The 14853-nt window shown below is 71.4% G+C and carries 15 protein-coding genes; 6 read left to right on the top strand and 9 right to left on the bottom strand.

What is annotated here, in order from left to right; genetic code table 11:
* Positions 1-6 precede the first annotated feature (6 nt).
* On the top strand, positions 7-777 hold the full coding sequence (locus WFK95_RS13630; protein ID WP_224649242.1) for an SDR family oxidoreductase: 771 nt from the start codon (positions 7-9) through the stop codon (positions 775-777).
* Positions 778-788: 11 nt separating this feature from the next.
* The gene (locus WFK95_RS13625) at positions 789-1820 is read left to right on the top strand and encodes a zinc-binding dehydrogenase (protein WP_336671024.1); all 1032 of its coding nucleotides are present in this window, start codon (positions 789-791) and stop codon (positions 1818-1820) included.
* A 22-nt stretch (positions 1821-1842) separates the two neighbouring features.
* On the opposite strand, the gene WFK95_RS13620 is transcribed toward WFK95_RS13625, so the two are convergent.
* The 3 genes from WFK95_RS13620 to purS are packed head-to-tail and all read right to left on the bottom strand — an operon-like array spanning position 1843 to position 4027.
* Positions 1843-3120: a M18 family aminopeptidase gene (locus WFK95_RS13620; RefSeq protein ID WP_374201350.1), complete on the bottom strand. Its 1278-nt coding sequence runs from the start codon at positions 3118-3120 to the stop codon at positions 1843-1845.
* Complete coding sequence (purQ, locus tag WFK95_RS13615; RefSeq protein WP_224649714.1) at positions 3117-3791, bottom strand: phosphoribosylformylglycinamidine synthase subunit PurQ; 675 nt, start codon at positions 3789-3791, stop codon at positions 3117-3119. The genes WFK95_RS13620 and purQ overlap by 4 nt, the downstream gene beginning before the upstream one ends.
* A complete protein-coding gene (purS, locus tag WFK95_RS13610) occupies positions 3788-4027 on the bottom strand; it encodes a phosphoribosylformylglycinamidine synthase subunit PurS (protein WP_224649716.1) in 240 nt (79 codons plus the stop codon). Before purS ends, purQ begins: the two co-directional genes overlap by 4 nt.
* Before the next feature lie 140 nt (positions 4028-4167).
* Between purS and WFK95_RS13605 the strand changes: the two genes are divergently transcribed.
* Together WFK95_RS13605 and WFK95_RS13600 are read left to right on the top strand one after the other, a co-directional pair.
* The gene (locus WFK95_RS13605; RefSeq protein WP_224649718.1) at positions 4168-4812 is read left to right on the top strand and encodes an MBL fold metallo-hydrolase; all 645 of its coding nucleotides are present in this window, start codon (positions 4168-4170) and stop codon (positions 4810-4812) included.
* Between the two features lie 90 nt (positions 4813-4902).
* Positions 4903-6267, top strand: coding sequence for an SLC13 family permease (locus WFK95_RS13600; RefSeq protein ID WP_224649720.1), 1365 nt, complete (start codon positions 4903-4905; stop codon positions 6265-6267).
* Positions 6268-6289: 22 nt separating this feature from the next.
* On the opposite strand, the gene WFK95_RS13595 is transcribed toward WFK95_RS13600, so the two are convergent.
* Positions 6290-6988: a DUF2334 domain-containing protein gene (locus tag WFK95_RS13595; protein WP_224649722.1), complete on the bottom strand. Its 699-nt coding sequence runs from the start codon at positions 6986-6988 to the stop codon at positions 6290-6292.
* Positions 6989-7056: 68 nt separating this feature from the next.
* The gene (locus WFK95_RS13590) at positions 7057-7548 is read right to left on the bottom strand and encodes a glutathione peroxidase (RefSeq protein ID WP_224649725.1); all 492 of its coding nucleotides are present in this window, start codon (positions 7546-7548) and stop codon (positions 7057-7059) included.
* A gap of 82 nt (positions 7549-7630) precedes the next feature.
* Here WFK95_RS13590 and WFK95_RS13585 point away from each other — a divergent pair, with 82 nt between their 5' ends.
* Together WFK95_RS13585 and WFK95_RS13580 are read left to right on the top strand one after the other, a co-directional pair.
* Positions 7631-8125, top strand: a complete 495-nt coding sequence (locus WFK95_RS13585) for a MarR family winged helix-turn-helix transcriptional regulator (protein WP_224649728.1) — start codon at positions 7631-7633, stop codon at positions 8123-8125.
* Positions 8122-9729 carry a DHA2 family efflux MFS transporter permease subunit gene (locus WFK95_RS13580; RefSeq protein WP_224649730.1) on the top strand — a complete coding sequence of 536 codons (1608 nt, stop codon included), beginning with the start codon at positions 8122-8124 and terminating at the stop codon, positions 9727-9729. The genes WFK95_RS13585 and WFK95_RS13580 overlap by 4 nt, the downstream gene beginning before the upstream one ends.
* A 68-nt stretch (positions 9730-9797) precedes the next feature.
* Here the strand turns inward: WFK95_RS13580 and WFK95_RS13575 are convergent, their stop codons facing one another.
* The 4 genes from WFK95_RS13575 to purB all read right to left on the bottom strand — a co-directional run bounded on the left by WFK95_RS13575 (position 9798) and on the right by purB (position 14797).
* Entirely contained in the window at positions 9798-10295 is a 498-nt protein-coding gene (locus WFK95_RS13575; RefSeq protein ID WP_336671023.1) for a hypothetical protein, read from the bottom strand.
* A gap of 9 nt (positions 10296-10304) precedes the next feature.
* On the bottom strand, positions 10305-12395 hold the full coding sequence (locus WFK95_RS13570; protein WP_224649734.1) for a S9 family peptidase: 2091 nt from the start codon (positions 12393-12395) through the stop codon (positions 10305-10307).
* A complete protein-coding gene (locus tag WFK95_RS13565) occupies positions 12392-13282 on the bottom strand; it encodes a phosphoribosylaminoimidazolesuccinocarboxamide synthase (RefSeq protein ID WP_224649736.1) in 891 nt (296 codons plus the stop codon). The genes WFK95_RS13570 and WFK95_RS13565 overlap by 4 nt, the downstream gene beginning before the upstream one ends.
* Positions 13283-13369: 87 nt before the next feature.
* Entirely contained in the window at positions 13370-14797 is a 1428-nt protein-coding gene (gene purB / locus WFK95_RS13560; protein WP_224649738.1) for an adenylosuccinate lyase, read from the bottom strand.
* Positions 14798-14853 lie beyond the last annotated feature (56 nt).

The following is a 14853-nucleotide window of genomic DNA, read 5'->3' as shown; positions in this document are numbered from 1 at the left end:
GCCCCCATGCCCAGCGACACCTCCGCCTTCGCCCTGACCGGCCGCACCGCCCTCGTCACCGGCAGCACCCGCGGCATCGGCCGCCGCCTCGCCGAGGGCCTCTCCGCGGCCGGCGCCACCGTGATCGTGCACGGCCGTGACCCGGAGGCGGCCCGTCGGGCGGCCGGGGAGATCACGACGGGGAATCCCGTGTACTCCAGCGCCTTCGACGTGACCGACGAGGCCGCGGTCGACGCGGCGATCGGCGCGATCGAGGCCGAGCACGGCACCCCGGACGTCCTGGTCAACAACGCGGGCATGCAGATCCGGCACCCGCTGACCGAGTTCCCCGTCGCCGACTGGAACGCCCTGGTGTCGACCAACCTCACCAGCGCCTTCCTCCTCGCCAAGCGGGTCGCGCCGGGCATGATCGCGCGCGGCAGCGGCCGCATCGTCAACGTCGGCTCGGTGCAGTCGCAGCTGGCGCGGCCGAACATCACGCCGTACGCGGCGACCAAGGGCGGCATCGTCATGCTGACCAAGGGGCTGTGCGCCGAGCTCGCGCCGCACGGCGTCACCGCCAACGCGATCGCCCCCGGGTACTTCGCCACCGAGCTGACGCAGGCCCTCGTCGACGACGCGGAGTTCTCCGCGTGGGTGGCCGGCCGCACCCCGGCCGCGCGGTGGGGCGACGTCGCGGACCTGGTGGGCCCGTTGGTCTTCCTCGCCTCCGAGGCGTCCGCGTTCGTCAACGGGCAGGTCCTGTACGTCGACGGCGGCATGACGGCCGTCGTATGAAGGAGAGCACTGTGAACCTGGGTGTCGTCGCGCACGCGGCCGAGGACCTGCGGGTGGAGGCGCTCCCCGAGCCGGTGCCCGCCGGCGACGAGGCCGTGATCGCGATCTCGTACGGCGGGGTCTGCGGCTCCGACCTGCACTACTGGCTGCACGGTGCCGCCGGGGCCTCGATCCTGCGCGCCCCGATGGTGCTCGGGCACGAGGTGGTCGGCACCGTCGAGCGGGCGGCGGCGGACGGGTCCGGGCCCGCGGCGGGGACGCCCGTCGCCGTGCATCCAGGTACGCCGCACGGGGTCGACGGGGTGCCGTACCCGCCCGAGCGCCCGAACCTCGCGCCCGCGTCCACGTATCTCGGCTCGGCCGCGCACGTCCCGCACTGCGACGGGGCCTTCGCCCGCCGGGTGGCGCTCCCGGCGCGGATGCTGCGCGTCCTGCCCGCCGGGATCGACCCGCGGGACGCCGCGCTCATCGAGCCGGCCGCGGTCGCCTGGCACGGCGTGGAGCGGGCCGGGGACGTCGCGGGCAAGCGGGTCGCGGTGATCGGCGCCGGCCCGATCGGGCTGCTCGCCGTCGCCGTCGCGCTGCACCACGGCGCCGCCGAGGTGGTGGCCACCGACATTGCGGCCGAGCCGCGGGAGCGCGCGCTGGCGCTGGGCGCCGCGACGGTTCTCGACGCCCGCGAGTCCGCTGCGATCGCGGCGCTGCACGCCGACGTGGTGATCGAATCCTCCGGCACGGTGCCGGGCCTGCACGCTGCCGTCGACGCGGCGGCGCGCGGCGGCGTCGTCGTGCTGCTCGGGCTGCAGCGCGCGGGCGACATCGACTTCCCCGCGGCGCAGGCCATCACCCGCGAACTGGACCTGCGCGGTGCGCTGCGGTTCAACGACGAGATCGACGACGTGATCGCGGCGCTCGCCGACGGCACGCTGGACGTGCGCGGCGTGGTGACCCACGTGCTGCCCGCCGCGGACGCGCTCGAGGCCTTCGCGATCGCCCGCGACTCCGCCGCGTCCGGCAAGGTGCTGCTGGACTTCCGGGGCTGAGCCCGGTGCAGGTCGGCCCGACTCAGGCGGGCGCGAGGAAGGCGGCGAGGGCCGCGGAGTAGTAGCCGATGTCGGCGGAGCCCATGAGCTCGCGCGCGCTGTGCATCGCGAGCTGTGGGGCGCCCACGTCGACCGTGGTCAGGCCCGTGCGCGCCGCGGTGATCGGGCCGATCGTCGAGCCGCAGGGCAGGTCGGCGCGGTGCACGTAGCGCTGCAGCGGCACGCCCGCCTGCTCGGCGGCGAGGGCGAACAGCGCCTCGCCGTCGGAGTCCGACGCGTAGCGCAGGTTCTGGTTCACCTTGAGCACGGGGCCGCCGTTCACCGCGATGTGGTGCGCGGGCTCATGCCGGTCCGGGTAGTTCGGGTGGGTCGCGTGCGCCATGTCGCCCGACGCCACCGCGGACAGGCTCAGCGTGCGCAGGAAGTCCTCGCGGCTGAGGCTGTGCGACAGGCCGATCCGCTCCAGCACCGTGATGAGGAAGTCGGACGCGGCGCCGCGATCGGAGCCCGAGCCCACCTCCTCGTGGTCGAACAGCGCCAGCACGGGCACGATCCCGTCGACCGGGGTGACCGCCAGCAGCGCCTCGGTGCCCGCGTAGCAGGTGCCCTGGTTGTCGAGCCGGGGCGCGGAGACGAGGGCACCGTCGGCCCCGACGGTGCGCGACGGCGCCAGGTCGTGCGTCATCAGCTCGAAACCGAGCACGTCGTCGGCGGCGTAGCCCTCCGAGGCGGCCACCCGCGCGAGGAAGCCGCCGGCGCCGGCGGTGCCCCAGATCGCGTGCAGGTGCCGCTGCGGATCGAGCTCGACGCCCTTGCGGTTCTCCGAGAGGTGGATCGCCAGCTGGGGCACGCGCAACAGCGGCTCGTCGATGCGCACCAGCGTGTGCACGACCCTGCCGCCCTCGCGCACCGCGATCCGCCCGGACACGCCGAGGTCGCGGTCGAGCCAGGAGTTGAGCCACGCCCCGCCGTAGGGCTCCAGGAGCACCTGCGCCAGCCCCGCCGATTCCGCGTCGTGATGCTGCTTGACGCGCAGGTTCGGGCTGTCGGTGTGGCCGCCGACGATGCGGAACGCCGGGAGCTCGCCGTGCTCGCAGTGCGAGGAGTCGAAGGCGATGATCGAGCCGCCGCGCACCACGAAGTACTTGCCGGGGCCCGGCCACACGTCGTGCTCGACGAGCTCGGTGTACCCCGCGTCACCGAGCCGGCGGGCCACCGTCTGGCAGACGTGGAAGGGCGACGGGGAGGCGTCGACGAAGGCGCACAACCCGTCCGCGGTGGCTCGGCCGGTAGCCATCAGGCCGACAGCACCGCGTCCAGCGCGGAGTAGAAGATGCCCAGGCCGTCGTCCGACGGTCCGGTGAGCGCCTCGGTGGCGTGCTCCGGGTGCGGCATGAGGCCGACGATGCGGCCGTCGGCCGAGCTGATCCCGGCGATGTCGCGCTGCGAGCCGTTCGGATTGCCGCCCACGTAGCGGAAGGCGACGCGGCCCTCGCCCTCCAGCTCGTCGAGCACCGCCTCGGACGCCTGGAAGCGTCCCTCGGCGTTCTTGACCGGGATCAGGATCTCGGCGCCGGACTCGTAGCGCGAGGTCCACGCGGTGTTCGTGGCCTCGACCCGCAGCCACTGGTCGCGGCAGACGAAGTGCAGCCCCTCGTTCCGGGTGAGCGCGCCGGGGAGCAGGCCCGCCTCGCACAGGATCTGGAAGCCGTTGCAGATGCCGAGCACCGGCATGCCCTTGCCCGCGGCCTCGACGACCTCGGTCATGACGGGGGCGAGGGAGGCGATGGCGCCGGCGCGCAGGTAGTCGCCGTAGGAGAAGCCGCCGGGCACGACGACCGCGTCGACGCCCTGGAGGTCGTGGTCCTTGTGCCAGAGGGCGACGGCCTCGCCGCCGGCCCGCTCCACCGCGCGCGCCGCGTCGACGTCGTCGAGCGTGCCGGGGAACGTGATGACGCCGACGCGGGTCATGCGTCGACCCGGGTGACGGTGAAGTCCTCGATGACGGTGTTGGTGAGCACCTCGGCCGCGATCTTCTCGAGCTGGTCGTCGCTCAGGTCGCCGTCGACCTCGAGCTCGAACCGCTTGCCCTGCCGCACATCCGCGACACCGGCGAAGCCGAGGCGGTCGAGTGCGCCGACGATCGCCTTCCCCTGCGGGTCCAGGATCTCGGCCTTCGGCATCACGTCCACCACAATCCGTGCCACGTTGCGGCTCCCTCTCGATTCGACCGCGCGCTCGGGTGTCGATCGCGCTGTGATGACAGTTTACGTCCGCTCGGAACCGAGCGGCGGAGCGCGTCGCGACAACCGCCGTGGCCCCGCGGAAACTGAGCGATACTGGCGACATGCGACTCACCCACTTCCACCATTCGTGCGTCCTCGTGGAGATGTCCGAGACGCGCGTCCTCTTCGACCCGGGCACGTTCTCGCACGGCTTCGAGGGCCTCACCGGGCTGGACGCGATCGTCGTCACCCACCAGCACCCCGATCACATCGACCCCGCCCGGATCGACGCCCTCGTCGACGCCAATCCCGACGCCCAGCTGTTCGCCGATCCCACCACCGCGGCCGCGCGCGGCGGGCGCTGGATCGCGGCGCTCCCCGGCCACGACTACGGGATCGGCAACCTCATCGCGCGGGCCGTGGGCGGCACGCACGCGGTGATCCACCCCGACCTGCCGACGATCGACAACACGTCGATCCTGCTGGGCGACGAGGAGCGCATCGGCCGCTTCTACCACCCCGGGGACGCGCTCTTCGTGCCCGACGTCCCCGTCGAGGTGCTGGGCCTGCCAGTGAACGCACCGTGGTGCCGGATCAGCGAGACGGTCGACTTCTTCCGGGCCGTGAACCCCACCGTCGCGGTGCCCATCCACGACGCCCTTCTCTCCGCGGAGGGCTCGGGCATCTACCTCGGCCGGCTCGCGGACATGCGCCCCGACGGTGCCGACTTCATCCCGTGGGGCGCGGAGGAGACGCGCGAGTTCTGACCGGCGGCCGCCGATCCGGGCGGGCGGCCCCGCCACCCCTGCACACCGTGGTATGACCTAGGTCACATCCTTCGGAAGGGGAACTTCACAGTGTCACCCGAGGTGATCGCGCTCGCCGTCCTCGTCGTCGTCTTTCTGATCGCGACGGTCCGCGGCGCCAACATGGGCGCGCTCGCCCTCGTCGCCGCCTTCGTCGTCGGCCTGGCGGTGTTCGGCGTCGACTCGAAGGAGGTGCTCAAGGGCTTCCCCGCCGAGCTCTTCGTGATCCTCGTCGGCGTCACCTATCTGTTCGCGCTGGCGAAGAACAACGGCACCGTCGACTGGATCGTGCACGGCGCGGTGCGGGCCGTCCGCGGCCGGGTGGCGCTGATCCCCTGGGCGATGTTCGCGGTGTGCGCCGTGGTGACCGCGATCGGCGCGGTCAGCCCCGCCGCCGTCGCCATCGTCGCGCCGGTGGCCGCCGGCTTCGCGGTGCGCTACCGCATCCACCCCGTGCTCATGGGGATGATGGTGGTGCAGGGCGCCACCGCGGGGAGCTTCTCCCCCATCGGCATCTTCGGATCGATCACCAACGGCGTGGTCGACGCCAACCACCTGCCGGGCAGCCCGCTCTTCCTGTTCGGTTCGACGTTCCTCGCCTGCGCGGCGATCGCCGTCGTCGCGTTCGCCGCCTTCGGCGGGCGCGAACTGGTCGCACGCGGAGCGGACGCCGACGCCATGGCAACGCTGGGAACGACCGCCGAGGCCGCCTCCCACGCCGCGACGTCGGCCGCCCGCCCGACGACCGAGCCGCACTCGGCCGTCGAGGTGCAACGCCTCGCCGCGGACAGCGCCGACGACCGCGGCGATGACGCGACGCGGCTCGACGCACAGCGGATCGGCACCCTCGCCGGTCTCGTGGCCCTCATCGTCGGCGCCCTCGGCTTCGACCTCGACGTCGGCTTCACCGCCCTGGGCATCGCGGTCGTCCTCACGCTCGCCTTCCCGGACTCCGCGAAGGACGCCGTGGAGAAGATCAGCTGGAGCACGGTCCTGCTCATCGCCGGCATCGTCACCTACGTGGCCCTGCTCCAGAAACAGGGCGTGGTCGACTGGCTCGGCGACGGGGTGGCGAAGGTCGGTTCGCCGCTGGTCGCAGCCCTGCTGATCTGCCTGATCGGCGCCGTGGTCTCCGCGTTCGCCTCCACCACCGGCATCATCGGCGCGCTGATCCCGCTCGCCGTGCCCTTCCTGCTCACCGATCAGGTAAGCGCCGTCGGACTGATCGCCGCACTCGCCATCTCGAGCTCGGTCGTCGACTGCAGCCCGTTCTCCACGAACGGCGCCCTGGTGGTCGCGAACTCCGAGCCCGATCGCCGCGACATGGTCTTCCGGCGGCTCATGCAGTGGGGGATGTCGATCGTCGTACTCGGTCCGCTCATCGCCTGGGCGGTGCTGGTCGTGCCGACCGCCTGACCCGCGGTCGGCCGCGGGTGAATCAGGCGGCGACGAGGATCCGGGCGCGGTGCTCGTAGACGGTGGCCGCCGCGCCGTGGTGCAGGGCGAGGTCGACGGCGTCGAGCATCGTGCGCGAGACGGTCGACGAGGCGAGCCGGCGGGCGTCGACCGCCAGACGGAGCGTGCCGCCCCGTCGGGCGATGCGGTTGGCCTGCGCGAGCAGCGCACGGCACCACCAGGGCTCGCTGAGGAAGCCGTCGCCGATGCCGAGCACGCGCGCCTTCTCCTCCTCGCCGGTGACGAGGTCGGTGATCGCGGTGTAGCCGAGGTTCGTCCGGAACCCGGCGTTCGGCAGCGCGAGCACCGCGCCGGTGGAGGCGTTCCAGCGGGGCGCGGCGAAGACCCGGGTGCGCAGGCCGACGGTCTCCAGGACGCGGTCGGCGGCGGCGAGCCGCAGCCCCGCCTCGTGCGCGCCGAGGGTCGAGAACTCGGCGCGGCGCCGCTTCGTCGCTGCCTGGTCGTAGCCGTTGAGCACGATCGCATCGCCCCCGGCCCGGCGCTCCCGCAGGAAGGACTGGGTCGACGGGTCGTCGAGCAGCTTGTACTTGCCCTTCAGGCGGGGCGCCACGAGCAGCGAGACGGGCACGCCGCGCTCGTCCATCCGGGCCGCGAACCGTTCCGCGTCCGCGCGGGTGGCGTCGGAGAGGGCGGAGACGGAGACGTACAGCGGCGAGCTCATATCCGCAGTGTGCGCGCCCCAGGTGTCCCGTTCGGGGATGGAAGGTTACGTGTCGCCCAACTGGCCGGTCAGGCGGGGAGAACGGCCTCGATCGCGCCGACGACCTCGTCGGACTCGGGCTCGGTGCGCGGGCGGAAGCGCTGCACGCTCGCGTGGTCCGGCGCGATCAGGAACTTCTCGAAGTTCCACTGGATGTCGCCGGCCTCGCCCTCGGCGTCGGCGGTCTTCGTCAGCTCCGCGTAGAGCGGGTTCCGGTTCTCGCCGTTGACCTCGGTCTTCTCCAGCAGCGGGAAGGTGACGCCGTAGCTCGTGGAGCAGAACGTCGCGATCTCCTCGGCGGTGCCGGGCTCCTGGCCCGCGAACTGGTTGCAGGGCACGCCGAGCACCGTCAGGCCGCGGTCGGCGTAGCGGGTCGCGAGGGCCTCCAGGCCGGCGTACTGCGGGGTCAGGCCGCACTTGCTGGCGACGTTGACGACGAGCACGGCCCGGCCGGCGTAGTCGGCGAGGGAGGTGGCGGCACCGTCGAGCGTGGTGAGGGCGATGGAGTCGAGAGCGGTCATGCGCCCGAGCCTACGCGGAGGTGTAACGCAGGACACATCTATCTCGATTGCGCAATGGTTGCGCGAGAGTTATCGTTTTTAGGTGCAAGCAACCTCCACGGACGTGACTCCCGAGGACCTCACCGCGGTCTTCGGCGAGTTCATGGGCCGACTCATGTGCAATGTCACGCAGGAGAGTCTGGGCACGATGCTGTCGTCGGACATCACCGCGCACCAGTTCCACATCCTGCTGCAGCTCACGGCCGCCGAGGCCCCGCTCCCGATCAACCGGCTCGCCGATGATCTGGGGCTGTCCGTCGCCGCCACGGGACGCAACGTGGAGAAACTTGTCCAGCTCGAGATGGTGGATCGGCGTGAGGACGCCTCGGACCGCCGGATCAAGAACCTGACCATCACCGACCTCGGGCGAAAAACAGTTGCGTCCGCGGTCAGCGACAAGCACCGTGAGGTGCTGAGTTTCGCGGAGCGGCTCCCGCTCGCGCTGCGCATCAGGCTGCACGACGTGATGGTCGAGATCCTCGACGAGGGCCTGATCCCTCCGAACCCCTTCTTCACCGCAATGAAAGAGAACGCATGAGTACCGAGAACACGCTCGACAAGAGCGAGATCCCGCACGCGGGTGAGGGCCTCGACCGTCGCGTCCTGATGGTGGCCGGCGTGGTCGTCCTCGGGTCGATCATGGCCATTCTGGACATGACGATCGTGGCGGTCGCGCAGAACACCTTCCAGTCGCAGTGGGGCGCATCGCCCGCCACCGTCGCCTGGACGATGACCGGCTACACCCTGGCGCTCGCCGCCGTGATCCCCGTGACCGGATGGGCCGCAGACCGATTCGGCACCAAGCGGCTCTACATGACGGCCACGGCGCTGTTCGTGGCGGGTTCGGCGCTGTGCGCCACCGCGACCTCGATCGACCTGCTGATCCTGTACCGGGTCCTCCAGGGCCTCGGCGGCGGCATGCTCATGCCGCTCGGCATGATGATCCTGACCCGGGCCGCCGGCCCGGAGCGCATCGGCCGCGTCATGGCCGTGCTCGGCATCCCGATGCTGCTCGGCCCCATCGGCGGCCCGATCCTCGGCGGCTGGCTGATCGAGTCCTTCTCGTGGCACTGGATCTTCCTGATCAATGTCCCGATCGGCGCGATCGCGATCATCTACGCCTGGTTCGTGCTCGACAAGGACGAGCCCGTCAAGGGCCAGAAGTTCGACCTCGTCGGCTTCGTCCTGCTCTCGCCCGGCCTCGCCCTGTTCCTGTTCGGCATCTCCTCGATCCCCGAGGCGCAGTCGGATTCGTCGATGTACACCGAGCGCGTCATTCCGGCGACCATCGTCGGCCTCGTGCTGATCGTCGCGTTCGTGTTCTGGGCGCTGCGCGCCAGGCTGCCGCTGCTCGACCTGCGGCTGTTCAAGAACCGGAACATGACCGTCGCCATGATCACCTTCGCGATGTTCGCGATGGCCTTCTTCGGCAGCTCGATCCTGTACGCGCAGTACTTCATCGGCATCCGCGGCGAGTCGACCCTGATGGCCGGCCTGCTGCTCGCCCCGCAGGGCCTCGGCGCCATGCTGACCATGCCGATCGCCGGCGTGCTCACCGACAAGATGGGCCCGGGCAAGTTCGTCATGACCGGCCTCGCGCTGATCACGGGCGGCATGATCGCCTTCACGCAGCTCACCGCGGAGACCCCGTACTGGATCCTGCTGGGCTCGCTGCTCATCCAGGGCCTCGGCATGGGGATGACGATGATGCCGACCATGTCGGCCGCGATCCGCACCCTGGCACCCGAGTCCATCTCCCGCGGTTCCACGCTGACGAACATCGTCCAGCAGATCGCCGCGTCGATGGGTACCGCGATCTTCTCGGTGCTGTTCACCAACTGGCTCACCAACGCGGGCCCGGCGATGCAGACCCCGCAGGGCGAGAAGCACACCGGCGCGCTGGCCTTCGGCCTGAACTCGAGCCCCGAGGCCCGCGAGGGCGGCATCGCGATGTTCCAGGGCGAGAGCGGCTTCTCGAAGTTCCTGCACGACAACCTGCCGTTCGCGGCGGAGGCGTTCGGGAACACCTACTTCGTGGCCGCGATCCTGGTCGCGCTGTGCATCATCCCGGCGTTCTTCCTGCCCCGCACCCACGAGGCGGACACCGAGGCCGCCGAGCGCCAGATGGTCATGCCGCACTGATCATCGCCTGATACGACGAGTGCCCGGTCCCCGATGGGGGCCGGGCACTTCTCGTTTCCGCGGGAGCGCTACCGGGTGACGGTGAAGGTCACGCTCGGCAGCACGGTGAAGAGCGTGTCCACCGGGGCCGTGTAGCGGCTGATCGCCGCGGCGTCGCCCCGATCACCGGCGGCGCAGGTGTAGGCGACGGTGCGGCGTGGCGCAGCGCCGGCCGCCCGGTACGTCAGGCGGGTGGTCGACGCGCCGGGGCAGGGCGTGCCCGTGGCCGGCGCCGGCAGCGACGCCGCGTTCTGCACGAGCGCCCGCTGCGTCGCGTAGTCGAGCCGCTTCGTCTCCGTCTTCGCGGGATCGGCCGTCCCGTCGACGGTGCCGTAGCCACCGACCTTCGCCGTGGCGACGCCGCCGCGCACCGTGATGACGTACTCGACGTGGTACTCCGGCGCCGTGGACGGCCCGACGTGCGAGTAGGTCACCGTCGGGCTGCCGGCATCGGGTTCCGCCTGGACCGGGGCCACAGCTACGAGCGGGAGCGCGGCGCACGCGACGCCCGCGACGAGCTTCTTCATGACTGCAAGCTACTGCGCGGCGCCCAGCCTGTCGAGGACCCAGGCGTACTCGAACGCCGTCTCGCGCCACTTCGCGTACCGCCCGCTGACGCCGGCGTGGCCGGCGACCATCTCGGTCTTGAGCAGGATCTGGTCGCCGGACGTGCTGTGGTCGAGGAGCTTCGCCACCCACTTCGCGGGCTCCGTGGGGAGCACGCGGGTGTCGTTGAGCGAGGTGGTGGCGAGGATCGCCGGGTAGGGCTTCGCGGCGACGTTCTCGTACGGCGAGTAGTCGCGCATGTACCGGTACACCTCGGCGCTCTCGAGCGGGTTGCCCCACTCGTCCCACTCCCCCACGGTGAGCGGCAGGCTCGGGTCGAGGATCGAGGTGAGCGGGTCCACGAAGGGCACGTCGGCGACGATGCCGGAGAACAGCTCCGGCGCCAGGTTCGCGACGGCGCCCACGAGCAGGCCGCCGGCGCTGCCGCCCATCGCCACCAGCCGCCGCGGCTCCGCGCGGCCGGTGTCCACGAGATGTCGTGCGACGTCGACGAAGTCGGTGAAGGTGTTCCGCTTCTCCAGCTGCTTGCCATGGTCGTACCAGGCGCGCCCCATCTCGCCGCCGCCGCGCACGTGCGCCACGACGAACGCCACGCCGCGGTCCATGAGCGAGAGCCGGGCGACCGAGAACCACGGGTCGAGCGTGGCCTCGTACGAGCCGTACCCGTACAGCAGGGTGGGGGCCGGACCGTCGCCGGTGTCCTTGCGACGCACCACGGACACGGGGATCCGCGCACCGTCGCCGGCGGTCACCCAGAGCCGCTCGGCGGTGTACAGCGAGGCGTCGTAGCCGGGGACGTTGGCCCGCTTGAGCACCGTCTGCTCCCCCGTCGCCGGGTCGAGCTCGAGGACGGTGCCCGGGGTCACGAAGGACTCGTAGGCGAGGCGCAGCCGCGGCGCGTCCCACTCCGGGTTCGCGGCGGGACCGAGGTTCACCAGCTCCTCGCCCGGGTCCCACTCGGTGAACTCCGGCGCGGCCGTGGCCGCGGCGAGCGCGAGGCGGGGCAGGCCGCCCCGTCGGTACCCGAGGGCGAGCCGTCGGGCGTAGGCGTCCACGTACTCGAGCCGCACGTCGTCACGGTGCGGAACGAGGACCGTCCACTCCTCGGGAGCGTCGACGGAGGCCGACGCCAGTTCGAAGTTGATGCCGGTGCGATTGTGCAGGAACAGGAACCGGTCCTCGCCGCCGAGGACCGCGTGCTCCACCGAGTACTCGACGTCCTCCTCACGGGGCCGCAGAACGCGGAACTCGCCCGTCGGATCGGTGGCGTCGAGGACGTGCGTCTCGGAGCTCAGCGTCGACGAGGCGGCGATCATGAGGTACTTCTCGCTGCGGGTCAGCCCGATGCCGACGCCGAAGCGCTGGTCCGTCTCGTGGAAGACCTTCACGTCAGCTGCGGTCGAACCGATCTCGTGTCGCCAGATCGTGTCGGCGCGCCACGCGTCGTCGACGGTGGTGTAGAACAGGTGCCGCCCGTCGAGGGCCCAGGTGGCCCCGTAGAAGGCGTTCTCGACCGTGTCGGGCAACAGCTCGCCCGTGTCGATGTTCCGCACGCGCAGCGTGAACCGCTCGTCGCCGTCGGTGTCCAGCGAGAAGGCGAGGAGGGCACCGTCGGGCGAGACGGAGGCGGCGCCGACGGCGATGTACTCGTGCCCCTCGGCCTCGACGTTGAGGTCGAGGAGCACCTGCTCGCCGGGCAGCGGCTCGTCGGAGAGGACCGGCGGGGTCCAGTCGTCGGGTCCGGTGATCGGTGCGCGGCAGTGGATCCCGTACTGCTTACCCTCGACGGTGCGCGCGTAGTACCAGTATCCCTTGCGGCGCTGCGGGACCGACATGTCGGTCTCCTGGGTGTGCGCCTTGATCTCACCGAAGATCGCCTCGCGCAGTGGCTCGTGGGCCGCGGTGGCCGCCTCGGTGAAGGCGTTGTGGGCGCGGAGGTAGTCGAGCACCTCCGCGTCGGAGGTGTCGGCGAGCCAGGCGTAGTCGTCGATCACGGTGTCGCCGTGGAAGGTCCGCGGGGCCGGAACCTTCTTCGCGACGGGCTGGGCCGGGGCGCTCATGCCGCTCCGCCCGGCCAGTCGGCGAAGCTCAGGCCCGAGATGCGCTCGTAGGCCTCGATGTAGCGGGCGCGGGTGCGCTCCACCACGTCGGCGGGCAGGGGTGGCGGCGGGGTGCCGGTGTCGGTGGACCAGCCGGATTCCTTGGTGAGCCAGTCGCGCACGATCTGCTTGTCGAAGCTGGGCAGGGCCTTGCCGGGCTCGTAGAGCGCGCCGTCCCAGTAGCGGGAGGAGTCGGGCGTGAGCACCTCGTCGGCGAGGAGGAGGTCCCCGTCGGAGCTGCGACCGAACTCGAACTTGGTGTCCGCGAGGATGATCCCGCGTTCGCGGGCGATGTCGGCGCCGCGCGCGTAGACGTCGAGGGTGAGCTCGCGCAGCCGCGTCGCCAGCTCGAGGCCGACGTCCTCGGCGACGCGCTCGAAGGAGACGTTCTCGTCGTGGTCGCCGACGGCGGCCTTGGTCGCGGGGGTGAAGATCGGCGGGTCGATGCGGCTGCCGTCGACCAGGCCCTCCGGGAGGGGCACGCCGCACACCTCGCCGTTCGCGCGGTACTCCTTGAGGCCGGAGCCCGTGAGGTAGCCGCGGGCGACGCACTCCACCGGCACCATGTCGAGCCGGCGCGTGACGAGCGCGCGGCCCAGCACCGACTCGGGGATGCGCGGATCATCGGCCGGCCCGGCCAGATGGTTCGGCACGCCGAGCGCGTCGAAGAAGAAGACCGACATCGCCGTGAGCACGCGCCCCTTGTCGGGGATCGCGGTGTCCAGGATGTAGTCGTAGGCGCTGATCCGGTCGCTCGCGACGAGCAGCAGGTGCTCGTCGTCGATCTCGTACAGCTCGCGGACCTTGCCCGAGTAGATCGGCGTGTATTCGCTCAGTTCAGGACGCACTCCGCCACCCTATCGCCTGACGGTTCCCCGCGGATTCGGCGGGCGAATCGCAGGTCGCGGCCGCCGGAACCGCAGGGAACCGGTGGGTCAGAGGATGGGGGCGGGGGTGTAGCCGGCGGCGTCGGGGTACTTCGCGACCAGTTGCTCGACGTCGGCGACGACCTGGGCGACCTGGGCCTCGGCGGCGCCGGTGAAGGCGGCGCGGTCCGCCAGCGCCGCATCGAGATCCGCGCGCGACAGGCCGAGGCGGGAGTCACCGGCGAGGCGATCCAACAGGTCGGGCTCCTTGCCCTCCTCGCGCATCGCCAGCGCGACGGCGACGGCGTGCTCCTTGATCGCCTCGTGCGCGACCTCGCGGCCGACGCCCGCGCGCACCGCGGCCATGAGCACGCGGGTGGTGGCGAGGAAGGGCAGGTAGCGGTTCAGCTCGTTCTCGATCACGGCCGGGTAGGCGCCGAACTCGTCGAGGACGGTCAGGAAGGTCTCGAAGAGGCCGTCGATCGCGAAGAACGAGTCCGGCAGGGCCACGCGGCGGATCACGGAGCAGAAGACGTCGCCCTCGTTCCACTGCGAGCCCGCCATCTCGGCCGCCATCGAGCCGTAGCCGCGCAGGATCACGGTGAGGCCGTTGACGCGCTCGCAGGAGCGGGTGTTCATCTTGTGCGGCATCGCGGAGCTGCCCACCTGGCCGGGCTGGAAGCCCTCGGTGACCAGTTCGTGCCCGGCCATGAGCCGGATCGTCGTGGCCATCGACGACGGTCCCGCCGCCACCTGGACCAGGGCGCTCACCACGTCGTGATCGAGCGAGCGCGGGTACACCTGGCCGACGGAGACGAAGGACTGCGAGAAGCCCAGGTGCTCCGCCACCCGCGACTCCAGCTCGGCGAGCTTGGCGGCGTCGCCGCCGAGGAGGTCGAGCATGTCCTGCGAGGTGCCCATCGGGCCCTTGATGCCGCGCAGCGGGTAGCGGCCGATGAGGTCCTCGAGGCGGGCGATCGCCACCAGCAGCTCGTTGGCGGCGGACGCGAAGCGCTTGCCCAGCGTCGTGGCCTGCGCCGCGACGTTGTGCGAGCGGCCCGCCATCACGACGGACGAGTACTGCGCGGCCCGCTCGGCGAGCCGGGCCGCCACGGCCACGGCGTGGTCGCGGACGTACTCCAGCGAGCGCAGCACCTGCAGCTGCTCGACGTTCTCCGTCAGGTCGCGCGAGGTCATGCCCTTGTGGATCTGCTCGAAGCCCGCGAGGTCGCTGAACTCCTCGATCCGCGCCTTCACGTCGTGCCGGGTGATCCGCTCGCGCTCCGCGATCGACGCCAGGTCCACCTGGTCGACGACCTTCTCGTAGGCCTCGACGGCACCGTCGGGCACGTCGATCCCGAGGTCGCGCTGCGCCTTGAGCACCGCGATCCACAGCTGGCGCTCCAGCACGATCTTGTACTCCGGCGACCACAGCTCGCGCATGCGCGGGCTGGCGTACCGGTTGGCGAGGACGTCGGGGATGCGGGGAGTGCTCACCCCGCGATTATCTCATGCACGGATGACACACCCGACCGTGGAAGGAACGGGGCTCC

Source organism: Tsukamurella sp. USMM236 (genome assembly GCF_037148755.1).
GTDB lineage: Bacteria > Actinomycetota > Actinomycetes > Mycobacteriales > Mycobacteriaceae > Tsukamurella.
This window is presented reverse-complemented; position numbering and strand designations above follow the sequence as displayed.

Bases quoted from the DNA above. Each gene is read 5' to 3' on its own strand.
- WFK95_RS13595 (WP_224649722.1), bottom strand. From the start codon at position 6,988: ATGAGCTCGCCGCTGTACGTCTCCGTCTCCGCCCTCTCCGACGCCACC.
- WFK95_RS13570 (WP_224649734.1), bottom strand. From the start codon at position 12,395: ATGAGCGCCCCGGCCCAGCCCGTCGCGAAGAAGGTTCCGGCCCCGCGG.
- WFK95_RS13605 (WP_224649718.1), top strand. From the start codon at position 4,168: ATGCGACTCACCCACTTCCACCATTCGTGCGTCCTCGTGGAGATGTCC.
- WFK95_RS13575 (WP_336671023.1), bottom strand. From the start codon at position 10,295: ATGAAGAAGCTCGTCGCGGGCGTCGCGTGCGCCGCGCTCCCGCTCGTA.
- purQ (WP_224649714.1), bottom strand. From the start codon at position 3,791: ATGACCCGCGTCGGCGTCATCACGTTCCCCGGCACGCTCGACGACGTC.
- WFK95_RS13590 (WP_224649725.1), bottom strand. From the start codon at position 7,548: ATGACCGCTCTCGACTCCATCGCCCTCACCACGCTCGACGGTGCCGCC.
- WFK95_RS13630 (WP_224649242.1), top strand. From the start codon at position 7: ATGCCCAGCGACACCTCCGCCTTCGCCCTGACCGGCCGCACCGCCCTC.
- WFK95_RS13580 (WP_224649730.1), top strand. From the start codon at position 8,122: ATGAGTACCGAGAACACGCTCGACAAGAGCGAGATCCCGCACGCGGGT.